This is a genomic window from Janthinobacterium sp. SUN026 (assembly GCF_030397625.1).
Taxonomy (GTDB): domain Bacteria; phylum Pseudomonadota; class Gammaproteobacteria; order Burkholderiales; family Burkholderiaceae_D; genus Janthinobacterium; species Janthinobacterium kumbetense.
Map to the genome: position 1 here is coordinate 405,890 of NZ_JAPQNU010000002.1, position 17,621 is coordinate 423,510.

A 17,621-nucleotide genomic window follows, 5' to 3' on the forward strand; every position below is an offset into this window, starting at 1 on the left:
GGATGGATGGCGTCTGGGGCCAACGGGGCATTCCCGCCCTGACGGATGGCTTAGGATGCCCTGCCCGACCGGGCTGGCATCAGCAGCGCGCCAGCTACGGCGCGCCACAGGTCATCGCCTGCATTTACGCCAGGTTGTAAGCTATTTCCAGGACCGCGATTGTCAGCGCGGCAATTTATACCGTATCAGCAGCGTAGGTCCCTTGCCGCCGGATGGCGTCAGCAGTATCTCGTCACCGGGCAGCATCTCTTCATACATCACCGTGCAACAGGTCGGCATCGAGTGGCCGCGCGCCGGATAGATGCCGACGTCGGTGTGCAGGGTTGCAGCGCGCACGTCCACGCTGGTCTTGCCGGCCTTTCCCTCTTCTTGCAGCAGTTTGCGCAATGCGGTGACGAAGTCCCCTTTGCTGAGCCTGGCAGGCGTCTGGCTGGCTTGCGGGCGCGCGGTTGCGTCGTTTTTCATGGCAGTTTCTTTCAGTGTATACATTCCCGCCACTATATCATCCGCCCCCTGGCGGCATCAGGCCCAAAATAGCGGCCAGAAGCTGCCCGACGCAATTGCGCAATGGACACACTCCATATATCCGGCCAGTGTGCATTCTGTCCCTGTATTCGCGCGGCCCGTCGCATGCCTGTCTGGCGCTGAAAAATCACAGCGTATTGTTAAGTCTTTATCATGAGCGGCGGATAGCACGCTGCCAAACAAGGGGAAACAATGCAAAAAACGATAGGTCTGATAGCTGCGGTCGTATTCGCCATGAGCGCCGCTGTCAATGTCCAGGCAAGCACGCTTGACGAACTCGTGCGCGCTTACGCTGAACAGCGCGACTTTAGCGGCGTCGTGCTGGTCGCGCGCGATGGCCAGCCCATCTACCAGGCCGCGTTTGGCATCGCGCAGCCGGCCTGGAAGGTAGCCGTCACCGACGATAGCGTCTTTCGTATCGGTTCGCTCAGCAAGCCGCTCACCGCGACCTTGGTCATGCGGCTCGCGGAGCTTGGCCGTATCGACCTCGATGAAACCGTCGGCACCTACCTCCCGGCGGCGTATGCAGGTACTGCCGCGGGGAAAATAACGGTGCGACAACTGCTGGCGCATACGTCCGGCCTGGCCGATCTGCCATCCCGCTACACCGATCCATTCTGGAGCAAGGACGCACGCCGTCATTACACGCCCAAAGAATTCGCAAGCGAATGGATTCCTGGCGCACTGGCAAGCGAACCCGGAACCTGGCGCTACAACAACAACGGCTATTACTTGCTCGGAATGATAGTTGAAGCGGCCACCGGAAAAAGCTATGCCGAGAATATGAAACAATATGTCTTTGCGCCGGCGGGCATGCAAGACAGCGGCGTATTCGATGGCCGCACAATTATCGCGAAACTTGCACAGGGAACCGTGCAGGCCGACGATGGCACGCGCGTGATGCCCCCCTATATCGATCCATCCGTATCCTATTCCGCCGCTGGCCTGTATGCGACGGCGCTCGACCTGGTGCGCTTTGACTCTGCGCTGGCCGGCGGCCGCCTGCTCAAGCAGACCTCCCAGCGCGAAATGTACACCAACAGGGGCAAGGGCTATGGCTACGGCTGGGAGGTCGCGGACTGGGCCGTAAGCACGGATGCGCCACTTCCCGTTGTCCTGCATACCGGAAGCATCCCTGGCTACCAGAGCATATTTGTGCGCTCCTTATCCGATCATGTGGCGATCGTCATTCTTGACAATGCCTGGCAGGGGGCGACGGTGGTCGCGATGGCCAGGGACATTGCCGACCTTGTGCACGGCAAACCGGTGGCCTTGCCACGACGCAGCCTGCAGGCTGCCCTTAGTCCCATCTTGTTTCGTGAAGGCCTGGACGCGATGCGTGCCGCCTACCTCCGCCTTGGCGTACGCGAGTCCGCAACGTACGATGTGAGCGAATCCGCGCTCAACGCTTTTGGCTATAGCCTGTTGCGCAAGGGCCAGCCGGAAGCTGCCATCCAGGTCTTTCGCTGGAATGCGGAAGCCCATCCCCTTAGCCATAACGTCCACGACAGCCTGGCTGAAGCCCTGCTTGCATCGGGAGACCGCGAAGGCGCCCGCGCCGGTTATGCGAAGGTATTGGCCCTGGATCCCGGCAATCGCCACGCGACTGAAGAACTGGAAAAGCTCCGGCGCACAAATCCCTGAGGCCACCGGCCAACAGACTATTCTCGGATTACGGTCCTACCGGGCCGAATCCGCCTTGCGCGCCACCCTTGCCACCACCAGCTCGATCAGCTCCGCGATCAAGGGCCGGAACGTAGCCGCATTACCGCCCTGCCCCAGCATGACGGTGCGCGTGGTCAGGTGCGAAAAGACGGCGTCGAACAAAATTTGCGGCAGATTGGAAAACGAGGCGTCGGGCGCGATGCGGCCCTGGGCGCGCTGCTGCTCCAGCAGGCGTAATATCAGCGCATGCCACACTTGCGGACCGTGTTCGTACCAGGTCAGGCCCACGGCCGGCACGGCGGCCGCGCCCGTGACGACGAGGCGGTAGAAATCCACGTGGCGGGGGCTGGTGACGACGGCCACCAGTTCATCGAGGATCAGCTGCAAGCCCTGTTCCAGGCCCGCTTGCGAGGTATCGAGCCGGCGCAGGTCGATGATGAAATCGGCGCACAGGTATTCGACCACCGCCACCAGCAGCTCCTGCTTGCTGCCGAAATAGCGGTAGGCCGTGGCCTTCGAGCCGCCCGCCTCGGCCACGATGGCGTCCATGCTGACGCCGTCGTAGCCGGAGGCGAGGAAGAGGTCCGCCGCCGCCGCCAGCAGCTTGCGCCGCCGCTCCTCGCTTCGGGTACTCGGGGAAGCTGGAACGGTGCGCAACTGGGGCATGAAGCAAACTCTTACTGTGTCTTGGGAAGCGCGTATGCTATCACGTAATCTCCCCGGTCCGGGCTCTGGCGGGCGCCGCCCGCCACCACCACGACATACTGGCGGCCCGACTTGGGCGACACATACGTCATCGGCGTGCCTTGCGAACCGACCGGCATGCGCGCCTTCCACACTTCACGTCCCGTGGCGATATCCATGGCGCGCAGATAATAATCCTGCGTGCCCGCATAAAACACGAGGCCCGACGCCGTGCTCACGCCGCCGCCCAGGGTGGGCATGCCCAGCGGGATGGGCAGCCGCGCGCGCACGCCGTTGATGACGGCGTCCTGCACCGTGCCGGCCGGACGCTCCCACACTTTCGTGCGCGTCTTGAGGTCGATGGCGGAAAACACGCCCCACGGCGGGCTTTGGCAAGGTATGCCCAGCGGCGAATTGAAGGCCTTGTGGTCGATGACGAAGGGCGTGCCATCCATCGGATAGGTGCTGCCCACGCCGTGGCCCGACGTCAGCTTGGCCACGTCCACCGTTTCGCGCGGCACCAGCTTGACCACTTGCGGCATGCGGATATCGTTGACGAACATATAGCCATTGCTTTCATCGACGGCCGCGCCGCCCCAATTGAAGCCGCCGTAGTAGCCTGGATAGATCAAGGTCTCTCGCGTGCTTGGCGCCGTGAACTCCCCTTTGTAATTGAGCTTGCGGAAGCTGATGCGGCACGCCAGCTGGTCGAAGAAGGTGGCGCCCCACATGTCGCGCTCCGTCAGCGTGTCGGCGCCCAGGGCCGGCATGCCGGTGGAATATGGCTGCGTCTTTGCCACCCAGTCGCCGGCCGCGTGCTCCTGCGGCACGGCTTTTTCGATGACTTCGGCAATCGGTTTTCCCGTGCGGCGGTCCAGCATGAAGATCTGGCCACGCTTGGTCAGCTGTACCAGCGCGGGAATCTTGCCGCCCTTGCCGTCCGGGACGTCGTACAGGGCCGGCTGCGCCGCCACGTCGTAGTCCCAGATATCGTGGTGGACGGTTTGATACGTCCACCGTTCGCGGCCCGTGGCCATGTCGAGGGCGACGATGGCCGACGCGTATTTTTCCGTCAGCGGCGGGCGCTTGCCGCCCCAGAAGTCCGGCTGCTCGTTCCCCGTCGGCAGGTAGACGAGGCCCAATTCGTCGTCGAAGGCCGGGGTCGACCACATGTTCGGCGTACTGCGCGTGTAGGTCTGCCCTTCCGGCGGCAGCTTGGTGATGGCCGGATTGCCCAGGTCCCAGGCCCACACCAGTTCCCCCGTGTCGGCGCTGTACGCGCGCACGACGCCCGACGGTTCATCGGTGGAGCGGCCGTCGAAGACCCAGCCGCCGAGGATGATCAGGTTGCGCGCCACCGTGGGCGCCGATGTGTAGGCGTAGTACGGCACGTTCATTTTCACCTTGCCCAGGCCGACGGTGAGGTCGACGGAACCCTTGTCGCCGAAGCCCTCGCACTGCTTGCCCGTCTGCGCGTCGATCTCGATCAGGCGCGCATCCATGGTCACTTGCACGATGCGCTTGGCGCACGCGCCCGCCGCCGGCGCGCCGGCCACCTGCATGCCCTCGACACGGAACGGCTTTGTCACTTTGGCCGGCTCGTAATAGCCGACGCCGCGGCAGCGGTTCCACGTTTTGGTGTTGGCCGGCTTCGGATCGAAGGTCCAGCGCTCCTTGCCCGTGTCCGCGTCCAGCGCGATGACCTTGCTGGTCGGCGTACACGTATAGATGGTGTCGCCGATCTGCAGCGGCGTATTCTGCGATTCGGACGCGCCCTCGGCCAGCTCGCCCGTGCGGTAACTCCACGCCACTTGCAACTGGCCGACATTCTGCGGGTCGATCTGCGTGTAGGGCACGAAGCGCGTGCCTTTCGGCCCATGGCCATAATGCGCCCAGTTGGCGCTGCCGTCATTGACGGGCGTCACGGTATCGTACTGCGGCTGCGCGGTGGCTTCCAGCACGCCGTGCGGCTGGAACATGGAGGCAAAGCCGGCCACCAGCACGACGGCAAACAGGGCCGCGAAGCCGCGCGACTGGCCACCGTGGCCACGGCCTGCCAGCCACGGATGCAGCAAGGCGGCCGCCAGACCGATGACGAGGAATGGCGCCAAACGCGGCACCATGGGCCAGAAGGCGAAGCCGATTTCCCACACGGCCCACAGCAAGGTAGCCAGCACCAGCGCGGCGACGATGCCACTAGCCAGCGGTTTGCGGCGCCAATACAGCACGCCTGCCAATATTAAACCGAGACCGGCCAGCAGGTAATACCAGGAACCGCCGAGGCTAATCAGTTCGATGCCGCCCGCCGCCAGGGCCAGGCCGGAACATCCGAGAAAAACGCCAAAAACCGCCAGGGCAATGCGCTTGCCCCTGGAGACCGCCGGGATCGCCGCCGCTCCATTCTTTGTTGAAGTGTCCATTTTTTATCCATGACGCCTCCCCTGCCCAGGCCAACACGCCGGGGATGGCTGATTTTTTAAATCTACGTAGTGAAACTGTACTGTACGGTTTCATTTTATGCCGATTTTTGACGCAAGGAAAGAAAAATTGATGCAGGAGCTTGATTTTTGGCGGAGATTGGATGGTGGAGATGGCGATGCGACGCCGGCATGCCGGTTTTGATTTTCAAGCAAACGCCGTTGGAACGCTCGAAAAATGCCCAGGGCTAGGCGCCGCGTCGAAGACAGTACGAATGTACGGCGAGACGCTGCAACAACGCCCTGGGCTTTTTCTCGAGCGTTACAGAGATGCCATGTCGATGACGAAGCGGTATCGTACATCGCTCTTCACGACGCGCTCGAACGCCTCATTGATATCCTGGATGCGGATGATCTCGATGTCCGACACGATGTTGTGCTTGCCGCAGAAATCCAGCATTTCCTGGGTTTCCTTGATCGAGCCGATCATGGAGCCGGACAGGCTGCGTCGCGCGCCCACCAGGCCGAAGGCGCTGATCGGCGGCACGGCGCCGTCGGGAATGCCGACGATGACCATGCTGCCATCGACTTTCAGCAGGTTGATGTACTGGTTCCAGTCGATCGACGCGCCCACGGTGCAGATGATCAGGTCGAAGGTGCCGGCCAGTTTGCTGAACGTTTCCGCGTCGTTGGTGGCGTAGTAGTGATCGGCGCCCAGGCGCAGGCCGTCTTCGCGCTTCGACAGGGTCTGGCTCAACACCGTCACTTCGGCGCCCATGGCATGGGCGATCTTGACGCCCATGTGGCCCAGGCCGCCCATGCCCAGGATGGCGACCTGCTTGCCGGGGCCGGCTTTCCAGTGGTTCAGCGGCGAGTACAGGGTGATGCCGGCGCACAGCAGCGGCGCGGCCGCATCCAGCGGCAGGTTGTCGGGAATCGACAGCACATAGCCTTCCTTGACGACGATGCTGTCCGAGTAACCGCCCTGCGTGGCCGTCTTGCCGTCCGCTTCGACGCCGTTGTAGGTCTGGATCAGGCCGGGCATGTACTGTTCCAGGTCCACGTTGCGCGTCTTGCAAGTGGTGCAGGAGTCGACGAAGCAGCCCACGCCCACGTGGTCGCCCACCTTGAACTTGCTGACGTTGGCGCCGACGGCCGTGACGACGCCGGCGATTTCATGGCCTGGCACCATCGGGAAGGCGGCGCCGCCCCATTCATCGCGCGCTTGGTGGATGTCGGAATGGCACACGCCGCAGTATTTGATCGAGATGGCCACGTCGTCTTCGCGCGGGGCGCGGCGCTCGAACGTGAACGGTTGCAGTGCGGAGGTCGGGCCCAGTGCGGCGTAGCCTTTGGCGATGGTGGTCATGAAAACTCCTGTATCTATATGTGTGTAACGAGGGGGAACGCGTGCCATGCATGCGATTGCACAAGTGTGCCCGAGAAGCCGGCCCGCCGTTACCGCGATCCTGCAAGACCTTTGCACGATCCTCCAAATCTGCGTAAGATCAACCCCTGCCCTCCCTCGCCTGACGCATACTGCCACCCATGCCTACCTTACTCCTGCCCCAAGATGAAATCGCCGCCCTGATCAGCCGCCACGCGCCGCGCACGGGCGATTACGCGACGGCCATCGGCAACCTCACCTTCCACCGCCAGTCGTCCGTCACGGAGTCGCTGTTCCATGCGGCGCGCCCCAGCGTGGCCATCATCGCGCAAGGGGCGAAGGACGTCACCCTGGGCACGGAAACCTTCCATTACAGCCGCATGCAGTATCTGCTGACGTCCGTCGACCTGCCGGTGCAGGTGCGCGTGGTGGAAGCGAGCGTGGACAAGCCGCACCTGTGCGTGGTGCTGGGCATCGACATCGCCGACGTGGCCGCGCTGCTCGATAGCGAAAGCGGCGGCGACAGCGCCGCGCAGCAGAAAATCCTGCCCGCCACGCGCGGCATTTCCGTCAGCGACGTGTCGCCCGAGCTGCTCGACGCCATGCTGCGCCTCGTGCGCCTGCTCGACAAGCCGGGGGAAATCGCCGCGCTGGCGCCCCTGATCCGCCGCGAGCTGACCTACCGCCTGCTCAATGGCCCTGTAGGCGCGCGCCTGCGCCACATGGCGCTGGCCAGCAGCCAGTCGCACCAGGTGGGGCAAGCCATCGACTGGATCAAGCACCATTACGCGCAGCCGCTGCGCATCGAGCACCTGGCCGGCATGGCGAACATGAGCATGTCGTCGCTGCACCACCACTTCAAGGCGATTACCGCCATGACGCCGATGCAGTACCAGAAGCTGCTGCGGCTACAGGAAGCGCGGCGATTGATGCTGGTCGAGCAGATCGACGCGGGCACGGCCGGCTACCGGGTCGGCTACGCCAGCGAATCGCAGTTCAGCCGCGAATACAGCCGCCAGTTCGGCCGCGCGCCCATGCGCGACGTGGGCCAGGTGCGCGCGCAGCTCAGCGGCGCCGGTGCCGCCAGTGCCAGTGCTGACCTGGCCTATTCCGTCTTGCCGTAGCCGCCGCCGCCCGGCGTTTCGATGACGAACACGTCGCCCGCCCGCATGGCCGTCTTACCGATATGCGCCAGGTGCTCCACCGTGCCATCGGCCCGCTCGACGTAATTGCGCCCCAGCGCGCCCGCCTCGCCGCCCGCCATGCCGAACGGCGGAATAATCCGGTTGTTCGACAGGATCGCCGCCGTCATCGGCTCCAGGAAGCGCACCCGGCGCATGCCGCCATTGCCGCCGTGCCAGCGCCCCGCCCCGCCCGATCCGGCGCGGATGCTGTAGCTGTCCAGGCGCACGGGGAAGCGCCACTCGAGGATTTCCGGGTCCGTCAGGCGCGAATTGGTCATGTTCGTCTGCACCACGTCCGTGCCGTCGAAGCCGGGGCCAGCGCCCGAACCGCCCGATATCGTCTCGTAATACTGGTATTTGACGCTGCCGAACGTGAAATTGTTCATCGTCCCCTGCGAGGCGGCCATCGCCCCCAGCGCGCCATACAGGGCATTCGTGATGCAGGTCGAGGTTTCCACGTTGCCCGAAACGACGGAAGCCGGATACCGCGGGTTGAGCATGGAGCCGGGCGGGATGATCACGGTCAAAGGCTTCAGACAGCCGGCATTCAGGGGAATCTCGTCGTCGACAAGGGTGCGGAACACATACAGCACGGCCGCCATGCAGACGGCGGACGGCGCATTGAAGTTGTTCGGCAGCTGGCTTGAGGTGCCCGTGAAATCGATGACGGCGCTGCGCCGCGCCACGTCGACCTTGATCGCCACCTGGATGCGCGCGCCGTTGTCCAGGTCCAGCGCATAGCTGCCATCCTTCAGGGTCGTGATGACGCGGCGCACGGCTTCCTCGGCATTGTCCTGCACATGGCCCATGTAGGCTTGCACGACAGGCAAGCCGAAATGCGCGACCATATTATGCAGTTCGTCGGCCCCCTTCTGGTTGGCCGCCACCTGGGCGCGCAGGTCGGCCAGGTTTTGCCGCGGATTGCGGGCCGGCCAGCTGGCGCCCGCCAGCAGGGACAGTGTTTCCGCCTCGCGCATCACGCCCGTGGCGCCGTCGACCAGCTTGAAATTGTCGATCAATACGCCCTCTTCCTCGATGCGCGTGGAGTCCGGCGGCATCGAACCGGGCGTCGTGCCGCCGATATCCGCATGGTGGCCGCGCGAGCCGACGTAGAACAGGATGGAATCCCCCTTTTCATCGAAGACGGGCGAAATCACCGTCACGTCGGGCAGATGCGTGCCGCCGTGATACGGGTCGTTCAGCATGAAAACGTCGCCCGGCCGCATGGCGCCCGCATTGCGCGTCATGACGGTGCGGATGCTCTCGCCCATGGAACCCAGGTGCACGGGCATGTGCGGCGCATTGGCGATCAGGTGGCCTTGCGCATCGAAGATGGCGCAGCTGAAATCGAGCCGCTCCTTGATGTTGACGGAATGGGCCGTATTTTGCAGGCGCAGGCCCATCTGCTCGGCGATCGACATGAACAGGTTGTTGAAAATTTCCAGCATCACGGGGTCGGCATCAGTCCCGATGGCGCGCCGCTCCGGCAAGGCGGCGACCCTGCGCAAGATCAAATGGCCGTGCGCCGTCACTTGCGCGCGCCAGCCCGGTTCGATCACGGTGGTGGCGTTGGCGTCGCTGACGATGGCCGGGCCGGCGATCGTATCGCCGGGACGCAGGCTGTCCGCCGCATACAGGCCGCTGTCGCGCCACGCACCGGCGCAGTACATGGCCACCGTCTGCACGGGCGCCAGCGTGCCAGCGCGGGCCGCATACGCCGGCGTGGCCACTTGCGGCGCATCGGATGCACCGATGGCTTCCACGGAAATGGCTTCGACGATCAAGGCGCGCGCCGGCATCAGGAAGGAAAAGCGTTTTTTGTACGCCGCTTCGAACTGCGCCTGCATGCTGGCCACCGTATCGAACAGCACGACGAGGGCCGAATCCGTGCCTTCGTAGCGCAGGTGCACGCGATGCACGAGCGCGATGCGCTCGCCAGCCACACCCTGGCGCAGCAAGTCGCCCCGCGCCTGCTCTCCCAGTGCGGCGAAATCGCGCGCCAGGTCGGCCCCCAGTGTCGCTTCGATGGCCCGCTCGCGCATGGCGCTCTGGTCGGCCAGGCCCATGCCGTAGGCCGACATCACGCCCGCCAGACTGTGGATGAACACCGTGCGCATGCCCAGCGCGTCGGCCACCAGGCAGGCATGCTGGCCGCCCGCGCCGCCAAAGCTGGTGAGCGTATATTCCGTGACGTCGTGGCCGCGCTGCACGGAAATCTGCTTGATGGCGTTGGCCATATTGCCCACGGCGATGGCGACATAGCCTTCGGCCACCTCCTCCGGCGTGGCATTGACCGTGCGCGCCAGTGCCTCGAACTGGGCGCGCACCGTGGCCGCGTCCAGCGCTTCATCGGCGTCGGGGCCGAAGACGCGGGGGAAGAACGCGGGCTGCAGCTTGCCCAGCATGACGTTGCAGTCGGTGACGGCCAGCGGGCCGCCGCGCCGGTAGCTGGCGGGGCCCGGATTGGCGCCCGCGCTGTCCGGTCCCACCTTGTAGCGGGCGCCGTCGAAATGCAGCAGGGAGCCGCCGCCCGCGGCCACCGTGTGGATGCTCATCATGGGCGCGCGCATGCGCACGCCGGCGATCTGCGTCTCGAACACGCGTTCGAACTCGCCCGCGTAATGCGACACGTCCGTCGAAGTGCCGCCCATGTCGAAGCCGATGACCTTGTCGAAACCAGCCAGCGCGCTGGCGCGCACCATGCCGACGATGCCGCCGGCGGGACCGGACAAGATGCTGTCCTTGCCCTGGAAGGCGCGCGCATCCGTCAAGCCGCCGTTCGACTGCATGAATTGCAGGTGCACGCCGGGCAGCTCCATCGCCAGCTGGTCGACATAGCGGCGCAGGATCGGCGACAGGTAGGCGTCGACCACGGTGGTGTCGCCGCGCGCCACCAGTTTCATCATGGGGCTGACCTCATGCGACACGGACACCTGCGTAAAACCGGCTTCGCGCGCCAGCTGCGCCATCCGCGCCTCGTGCGCATGATGGCGGTAGCCGTGCATCAGCACGATGGCGATGGCGCGCACGCCGCGCGCATGGGCTTGCGCCAGCGCGGCGCGCGCGGCCGCCTCGTCGAGCGGCGTGACGACGTCGCCATGGGCGCCCATCCTTTCATCGATCTCGATCACGTCACCATACAGCAGTTCGGGCAGGATGATCTTGCGCGCGAACAATTGCGGACGGTTCTGGTAGGCGATGCGCAAGGCGTCGCGAAAACCCCGCGTGATGGCCAGCACGGTGGACTCGCCCTTGCGTTCGAGCAACGCATTCGTGGCAACCGTCGTGCCCATCTTGATGGCGCCCACCTGCTCCACGGGCAGCGGCGCACCGGGCGCAAGGCCCATCAGCCGGCGCATGCCGGCCAGCGCCGCGTCGCGGTACTGGCCCGGATTTTCCGACAGCAGCTTGCAGGTGGCCAGGCTGCCATCGGGACGGCGCGCCACGATGTCCGTAAAGGTGCCGCCACGGTCGATCCAGAATTGCCAGTCCATCGCCTTGCCCCCGCGCTTGTGTGAGATGGCTATTGTAGCCGCCAAACAGGCGCGCATTTCAGGCGTGCGCGCCTTGCCTTTCGCCCGCATCGGCCTTATGTTGAAGACATGCTGACTAACGGAACACGCTCCATGCCCCTGATCGACTCTGCAACACCACTGTACTCCATCGCCGAACTGCGCGCCATCGAACAGGCGGCCATGCGCGACTTGCCGCAAGGGCTGCTGATGCAGCGCGCGGGCCAGGCCGCCGCCAGTGCCGCCCTGAAGCTGCTGCACGCCCAGGAAGAAGGCGGCGATGCGGGCCACCGGCGCGTACTGGTGCTGGCCGGCCCCGGCGACAACGGCGGCGACGCGCTGGAAGCGGCCGCGCACCTGGCCGGCAGCGGCACCGAGGTGCTCGTCTGGCTGGCGCCCGCGGCGCAAGCCACGTCGCCCGAGCGCGAACAGGCGCTGAGCCGCGCGCGCAACAGCACCGCGCGCTGCATGGACGCGGCAACCAGCACGGCGTCGGCCGCCGTGGGCGCCGCGCCGTGGCACCTCGTCATCGATGGCCTGTTCGGCATCGGCGCGTCGCGTCCCCTGGAAGGCGAATGCCGCGACGTGGTCCAGCTGGTGAACCAGCTGGATTGCCCCGTGCTGGCGCTCGACGTGCCCAGCGGCCTGCACGCGGACACGGGCGCCATCGACGGCGTCGCCATCCGCGCCACGCATACGCTCACCTTCATCGGCGACAAGCCTGGCCTGCACACGGCAAATGGCCGCGACCATGCGGGCGAAGTGGAAGTGGCCGCGCTGGCCATCGCCCCTGCCCTGCTGCCCGCGGCGAAGGCGCAGCTGGGCGGCCTGCACCTGTTCGCCCGCCAGCTGCAGCCGCGCCGGCAAAACACGCACAAGGGCAGCTACGGCAGCGTGGCCATCATCGGCGGCGCGCAAGGCATGGCCGGCGCGCCCATCCTGGCCGCCCGCACGGCCCTGCATGCGGGCGCGGGACGGGTGTATCTCGCGTTTCCCGACGCACCACCGGCGTTCGACAGCGGCCAGCCGGAACTCATGTGCCGGCACGCCCGGGACGTGGATTTCTCGGGCCTGCACTTCGCCGCGCTGGTGGCGGGGCCCGGCCTCGGCGACAAGGCCGGCACGGTGGAGCTGCTGCTGCGGGCGTTCGACAGCGACAGCCCCCTGCTGCTGGACGCCGATGCGCTGAACCTGATGGCGGCCGAACCGGAACTGCAATCGGCGCTGGCCGTGCGCACGGGCGCGGGGGCGACGATATTGACCCCGCATCCGCTGGAAGCGGCGCGCCTGCTCGACATGACGGTGGCCGAGGTGCAAGCCGACCGCCTGGGCGCGGCGCGCCAGCTGGCCACGCAGCTGGGCGTCATCGTCGTGTTAAAAGGGTCGGGCACGGTGATCGCCGCGCCCGACGGCCAGGTCGTCGTCAACAACACGGGCGGCCCCGCGCTGGCGACGGCCGGCACGGGCGACGTCCTGGCGGGCCTGTGCGGCAGCCTGCTGGCGCAAGGCTGGCCGGAATGGGAAGCGGCGCTGGGCGCCGTGTGGCTGCACGGCGCGGCGGCCGATGCCTTGGTGGCGGCAGGCAGCGGCCCCATCGGATTGACGGCGGGGGAATTGATACCGGCGATACGCAAGTTGATCAATGCCTTGTCGGTGTAATAACGACGTATTACAAGGAATGTCACGACGCCTGACAGCAAGTAGGTCGGATTAGCGCGTCAGCGCGTAATCCGACAATCAGCAGCAGCAATCACACCAGCCTCCCCGCCGCAATCGTAATCGTGCGCCCGCAACGGGCCGCGATCGAGCTGTCGTGCGTGACGAGCACGAGGGTCGAGCCCCGCTCGCGGTTCAACTCGAACATCAGCTGGATCACGGCTTCGCCCGTGGCCGCGTCCAGGCTGCCCGTCGGCTCGTCGGCGAACAGCAGCGGCGGCTCCGTGACGAAGGCGCGGGCCAGCGCCACGCGCTGCTGCTCGCCGCCGGACAGGTATTTCGGATAGTGCTTCAGGCGGCTGCCCAGGTTCACCCTTCCCAGCATGGCTTGCGCCTTCTCTTTCGCGTCCGGGTCGCCGCGCAATTCCAGCGGCAGCATGACGTTTTCCAGCGCCGTCAGATGGGCCAGCAGCTGGAAGGACTGGAACACGAAGCCGAGCTTTTCCTTGCGAAAACCGGCGCGGCCGTCTTCGTCGAGGGCGAAGATATCGGTGCCGTCGAGCATGACCTTGCCCTCGCTGGGCGTGTCCAGGCCGGCCAGCAAACCCAATAAAGTGGACTTGCCGGAACCGGAGGCGCCGACGATGGCCAGCGTCTCGGCCGTTTGCACGGTAAAATCGACTTGATGCAGGATGGTCAGCTCACCATCGGCATCGGGTACGCGCTTGGCCAGCTGGACCACTTCGATGGCCGGCCGGGCATTTTGGCTGTTTTGACTGTTAGGTGCGGCGGGCCGCTGGGCCGCTGCTTCTGACGGGAGAAAACTGGTGGAAGTCGCTTTAGGGAATTCGGGCATGCTGATCTATCTTAAAAAATTTCGTGAACAAATAAGTGTCGAGGGCGGCAACCGCCTGCGGCGGCGTACCCTGTCCTTGCTTCCTGCGGCAGCCCTGCTCCTAGTGTCAGGCATGACGAACGCCTATTCTGCACCAAAAACGCTGCTGGTGCTCGGCGATAGCCTGTCGGCCGAGTATGGGCTGGCACGGGGCACGGGCTGGGTGGCGCTGCTGGAACAGCGGCTGCAAGCGCAAAAGAACGACACGCGCATCGTCAACGCCAGCATCAGCGGCGAGACCACCAGCGGCGGCCGCGCGCGCCTGCCCGCGCTGCTGGCGAAGCACCAGCCCGACGTCGTGCTGATCGAACTGGGCGCCAACGACGGCTTGCGCGGCTTGCCCGTGGCGGCCGCCGAAGCGAATCTGCGCGCCATGGGCGAGGCGGCCAGGAAATCGGGTGCGCAGGTGGTGCTGGTGGGCATGCGCATGCCGCCCAACTATGGCCGCGCCTACGGCGAGCAATTCTATGGCGTGTACGGCAAGCTGGCAAAGGAATGGAAGGCGCCTTTGGTCCCCTTCATGTTCGAAGGCATCGCCGACCAGCCGCAGCTGTTCCAGGCCGACCGCATGCACCCGAATGCCAAGGCGCATCCGACGATTCTGAAAAACATCTGGCCGCAACTGGCGCCGTTGCTGAAAGCCAAGTAGTCCACACATTCTGCAGACAAAAAAATAGCCGCTCGAGAGCGGCTATTTTTATGCGTGGAAACTAAATCTTACGGCGCTTCCGGCGCTGCTACGGCTGGGGCGGTGAGCGGTTTGACGATCTTCACCTTGGCCTTGGCTTTCAGGTACTCGACGTAATCGAACATTTCCTGTTGCGCCAGGATACCGCTGATCTGGTCTTTCTCTTGCTGGCGGCGTGCCGCGTCCACTTGCGCCGGCTGCTGCACCTTGCCGATGCGGTAGATGCCGTAGCCCAGGGCTGGCAGCTCCACGCCCACATAGGCTGGCAGCTTGCTCGTGTCGGCCTTCATGACTTGCGCGATGGCGGCACGGTTGATGCCGTCCAGCTTGCTGCGCGATACCCATTGCGCCGCGCCGAAGCCCGTCGCATCGCCCGACGCCTTCAAGGCGGCCAGCTTGGTCTCACCCGCCTTCTTGGCCAGCTTTTCCGCTTCTTCCAGGGTCACGCGCTGACGGATCATCGCTTCGACTTCGGCCAGCGGACGCTTCGTTGCCGGCTTGAATTCCACCACGCGGCCAGCGATCAGCACGTTAGGTGCGACGGTCACGGCTTCCGTGTTGCGCTTGTCTTTCAGCGAATCGTTCGAGAAGATGGCGGCCAGGAACTTGGCGTTGTTGAACGGCGCCTTGCCCAGTGCCGGCGACGGCGTGCGCGACAGGTTGGCAACGGATTCCACTTTCAGTTTCAGCTTGTCGGCCACCGGCTTCAGGCTATCGGACTGGTCATAGACGGTCTCGGTAAAGACCGTGGCCATTTCCGAGTATTTCTTCGCAGCGAACTGCTTGCGCAGGTCGGCCGTGATTTCGCCGCGCACTTCATCGAGCGCACGCACGTGCTGCGGTTTGAGCGAGGTGACGGTCAGGATGTGGAAACCGAAATCGGAAGCGACGACATCGCTGATTTCGCCTTGCTTGAGTTTCGAAACAGCGCTCAGCAGGGGTGCTGGCAAGCCATCCTTGCCGATCACGCCCAGGTCGCCGCCCTGTTCCGCGGAAGCCGGGTCTTCCGACTTGGCTTTCGCCACGGCGGCAAAGCTGGCAGGCGCCTTGCGCACGTCAGCCAGGATCGCTTCGGCCTTGGCCTTGGCGGCTGCCTTGTCGGCTGCCGAGGCGTCTTTCTTGACGGCTACGAGGATGTGGCTGGCCTGGCGCGCTTCTTCCGTCGTGTAGGCTTTCTGGTTCTTCGCGTAGTAGCCGGTCACGTCGGCGTCGCTGACGTCGACTTGCTCGCCGGCGGCGCTGTCGTCCAGCACGACGTATTCGATCTTGGCTTGTTCCGGGATTTCGAAGAACTTGCTGTTCTTGTCATAGAACGCCTTGATCATGGCGTCCGTCACTTTGACTTCCGACACGTACTGGGCGATCGGCAACAGCAGTTCCTGCACTTCACGCTCTTCCGAGGTGATGTCGGACAGGCGCTTGGACACGGTGTTCGGCGCGAAGGCGGTGCCTTGCACGGCGCCGGCCAGTTGCTGCAGGGCCAGGTCGCTGCGGCGGCGCGCATCGTACATCTGCGGCGTCATGCCCTGGGCAGCCAGCATGGCCTTGTAGCGTTCCAGGTCGAATTTACCGTCCGGCAAGGTCAAGCCTGGGATTTCCAGCACTTCCTTTTGCAACACGGCATCGCTGATGACGAGGTGGCTACGGCCCACTTCGGCGGCCACGGCGCGCTCGGCGATCAGGTTGTCGAGGATGCTCTGGCGCGCTTCCGGCGTGTCAAACATTTTTTGGTCGAACTGCTCGCCCATCATCTGGCGGTAGCGGTCGATCTGCTGGCGTTGCGCTTCTTCATATTGCTGCTGCGTAACGACCTGGTCGCCGACCTTGGCGATGGTGTTCGCGCCATCGCCGAAGCTTTGGTAGCCGCTGATACCGACCAGTGCAAAAGACGGGACGATGACCAGCATCAGGAGAAACTGCATCAAGCGTCGATGGGTACGAATAAATTCAAACATGGTCAGCCAATTCGGGATGAGTGGATCACTATAAAAAAAGGCGAACATGCGTTCGCCTTGATTTCTTCGGCGGAATGGACGGGACAGATGTCCACTTCCCCTTTAGATTCAACAACTTGGCGCTGGAACTAAAGCAGGATTCTGACGCCCAAGCCATTATCTCCTGATTCTACAATGCCCATAGCGCTATAGCAAGAGTAAATCAGGGCGCGCGCCCTGCCCTGGCGCCGCCTGGATGGCAAGGCGCCGGACTCGGGCATTTAACCCGACGCAGCTTAAAGGGGATTTAAACGCCGGCGTTTTTATTCAACACGGCAGGATGGAATTTTAAAAAGCAGGCGCGCCGAGATAATCTGGCGCTGAAAAAGAAAAACCCGCGCTACTTATTCAGCAGCGCGGGCTTCTATATTCTGGCGGAGCGGACGGGACTCGAACCCGCGACCCCCGACGTGACAGGCCGGTATTCTAACCAACTGAACTACCACTCCTTGAGAGCGTATTTTTTTGGCGGAGCGGACGGGACTCGAACCCGCGACCTCCGACGTGACAGGCCGGCATTCTAACCAACTGAACTACCACTCCGAAAAATACACAGTACTATTTGCATTTGTATCCAGGATCGCCATTCAAGAACGTCGATCCTGAAATCGCGGCACCCGGAGGCGCCGCCAAATGTTTCCGGTGATTGTCACCTCACCGAAGTCCGTTAGTTTACAGCATCCTTCAAAGCTTTACCAGCTTTAAATTTTGGAACTTTTGCTGCTTCGATCGTGATCGCTTCTTTGGTACGCGGATTGCGGCCGGTACGCTCAGCGCGTTCGCTGACCGAGAAAGTGCCAAAACCAACCAGCGTCACGCTGTCGTTGTTTTTCAAAGTTTCCGTCACGCCGCCGATAACAGCGTCGAGTGCGCGCGCAGCGGCGGCTTTGGAAATGTCAGCTTTTTCAGCAATGTGGTCGATCAATTCAGTCTTGTTCACTAGCATCCCCAATTACAAAGGTATAAAACGTTTACCGTATCGTTGCGGCACTTTTGGCACCACAGCTGTCCGGC

General features: G+C 64.1%; 12 protein-coding genes and 2 tRNA genes. 4 read left to right on the plus strand and 10 right to left on the minus strand.

The features are described from left to right. Positions 1 to 162: 162 nt before the first annotated feature. The gene (locus OX459_RS11590; protein WP_289905126.1) at positions 163 to 465 is read right to left on the minus strand and encodes an HNH endonuclease; all 303 of its coding nucleotides are present in this window, start codon (positions 463 to 465) and stop codon (positions 163 to 165) included. A gap of 252 nt (positions 466 to 717) precedes the next feature. Between OX459_RS11590 and OX459_RS11595 the strand changes: the two genes are divergently transcribed. Continuing rightward, positions 718 to 2,169 (plus strand): serine hydrolase, encoded by a 1,452-nt coding sequence (locus OX459_RS11595; RefSeq protein ID WP_289905127.1) that lies wholly within the window; start codon positions 718 to 720, stop codon positions 2,167 to 2,169. Positions 2,170 to 2,205: 36 nt separating this feature from the next. Here OX459_RS11595 and OX459_RS11600 read toward each other — a convergent pair whose 3' ends face one another. From OX459_RS11600 to OX459_RS11610, 3 genes are all read right to left on the minus strand, one after another. Beyond that, positions 2,206 to 2,856: a TetR/AcrR family transcriptional regulator gene (locus tag OX459_RS11600; RefSeq protein ID WP_289905128.1), complete on the minus strand. Its 651-nt coding sequence runs from the start codon at positions 2,854 to 2,856 to the stop codon at positions 2,206 to 2,208. Between the two features lie 11 nt (positions 2,857 to 2,867). Next, positions 2,868 to 5,294 (minus strand): membrane-bound PQQ-dependent dehydrogenase, glucose/quinate/shikimate family, encoded by a 2,427-nt coding sequence (locus OX459_RS11605; protein ID WP_289905129.1) that lies wholly within the window; start codon positions 5,292 to 5,294, stop codon positions 2,868 to 2,870. Between the two features lie 319 nt (positions 5,295 to 5,613). After that, entirely contained in the window at positions 5,614 to 6,660 is a 1,047-nt protein-coding gene (locus OX459_RS11610; protein WP_289905130.1) for an NAD(P)-dependent alcohol dehydrogenase, read from the minus strand. Positions 6,661 to 6,839: 179 nt separating this feature from the next. Here OX459_RS11610 and OX459_RS11615 point away from each other — a divergent pair, with 179 nt between their 5' ends. Continuing rightward, positions 6,840 to 7,802 (plus strand): AraC family transcriptional regulator, encoded by a 963-nt coding sequence (locus tag OX459_RS11615; protein ID WP_289905131.1) that lies wholly within the window; start codon positions 6,840 to 6,842, stop codon positions 7,800 to 7,802. Here OX459_RS11615 and OX459_RS11620 read toward each other — a convergent pair. Continuing rightward, positions 7,784 to 11,356 (minus strand): hydantoinase B/oxoprolinase family protein, encoded by a 3,573-nt coding sequence (locus OX459_RS11620; RefSeq protein ID WP_289905132.1) that lies wholly within the window; start codon positions 11,354 to 11,356, stop codon positions 7,784 to 7,786. The two genes, OX459_RS11615 and OX459_RS11620, sit on opposite strands and share 19 nt — an antisense overlap. A gap of 132 nt (positions 11,357 to 11,488) precedes the next feature. Here OX459_RS11620 and OX459_RS11625 point away from each other — a divergent pair, with 132 nt between their 5' ends. After that, the gene (locus OX459_RS11625; RefSeq protein ID WP_289905133.1) at positions 11,489 to 13,033 is read left to right on the plus strand and encodes an NAD(P)H-hydrate dehydratase; all 1,545 of its coding nucleotides are present in this window, start codon (positions 11,489 to 11,491) and stop codon (positions 13,031 to 13,033) included. Positions 13,034 to 13,124: 91 nt separating this feature from the next. Here the strand turns inward: OX459_RS11625 and OX459_RS11630 are convergent, their stop codons facing one another. After that, on the minus strand, positions 13,125 to 13,772 hold the full coding sequence (locus tag OX459_RS11630; RefSeq protein ID WP_289898417.1) for an ABC transporter ATP-binding protein: 648 nt from the start codon (positions 13,770 to 13,772) through the stop codon (positions 13,125 to 13,127). 226 nt (positions 13,773 to 13,998) lie between these two features. Between OX459_RS11630 and OX459_RS11635 the strand changes: the two genes are divergently transcribed. Further along, on the plus strand, positions 13,999 to 14,574 hold the full coding sequence (locus OX459_RS11635) for an arylesterase (RefSeq protein ID WP_251349225.1): 576 nt from the start codon (positions 13,999 to 14,001) through the stop codon (positions 14,572 to 14,574). 68 nt (positions 14,575 to 14,642) lie between these two features. Here OX459_RS11635 and OX459_RS11640 read toward each other — a convergent pair whose 3' ends face one another. The 4 genes from OX459_RS11640 to OX459_RS11655 form a co-directional block, all read right to left on the minus strand. Continuing rightward, positions 14,643 to 16,568: a SurA N-terminal domain-containing protein gene (locus tag OX459_RS11640; protein WP_289905134.1), complete on the minus strand. Its 1,926-nt coding sequence runs from the start codon at positions 16,566 to 16,568 to the stop codon at positions 14,643 to 14,645. A gap of 411 nt (positions 16,569 to 16,979) precedes the next feature. After that, positions 16,980 to 17,056 (minus strand) — tRNA-Asp (locus tag OX459_RS11645). 17 nt (positions 17,057 to 17,073) lie between these two features. Then, positions 17,074 to 17,150, minus strand: a tRNA-Asp gene (locus OX459_RS11650). A 124-nt stretch (positions 17,151 to 17,274) separates the two neighbouring features. Beyond that, entirely contained in the window at positions 17,275 to 17,547 is a 273-nt protein-coding gene (locus OX459_RS11655; protein WP_010398442.1) for an HU family DNA-binding protein, read from the minus strand. Positions 17,548 to 17,621: the final 74 nt, after the last annotated feature.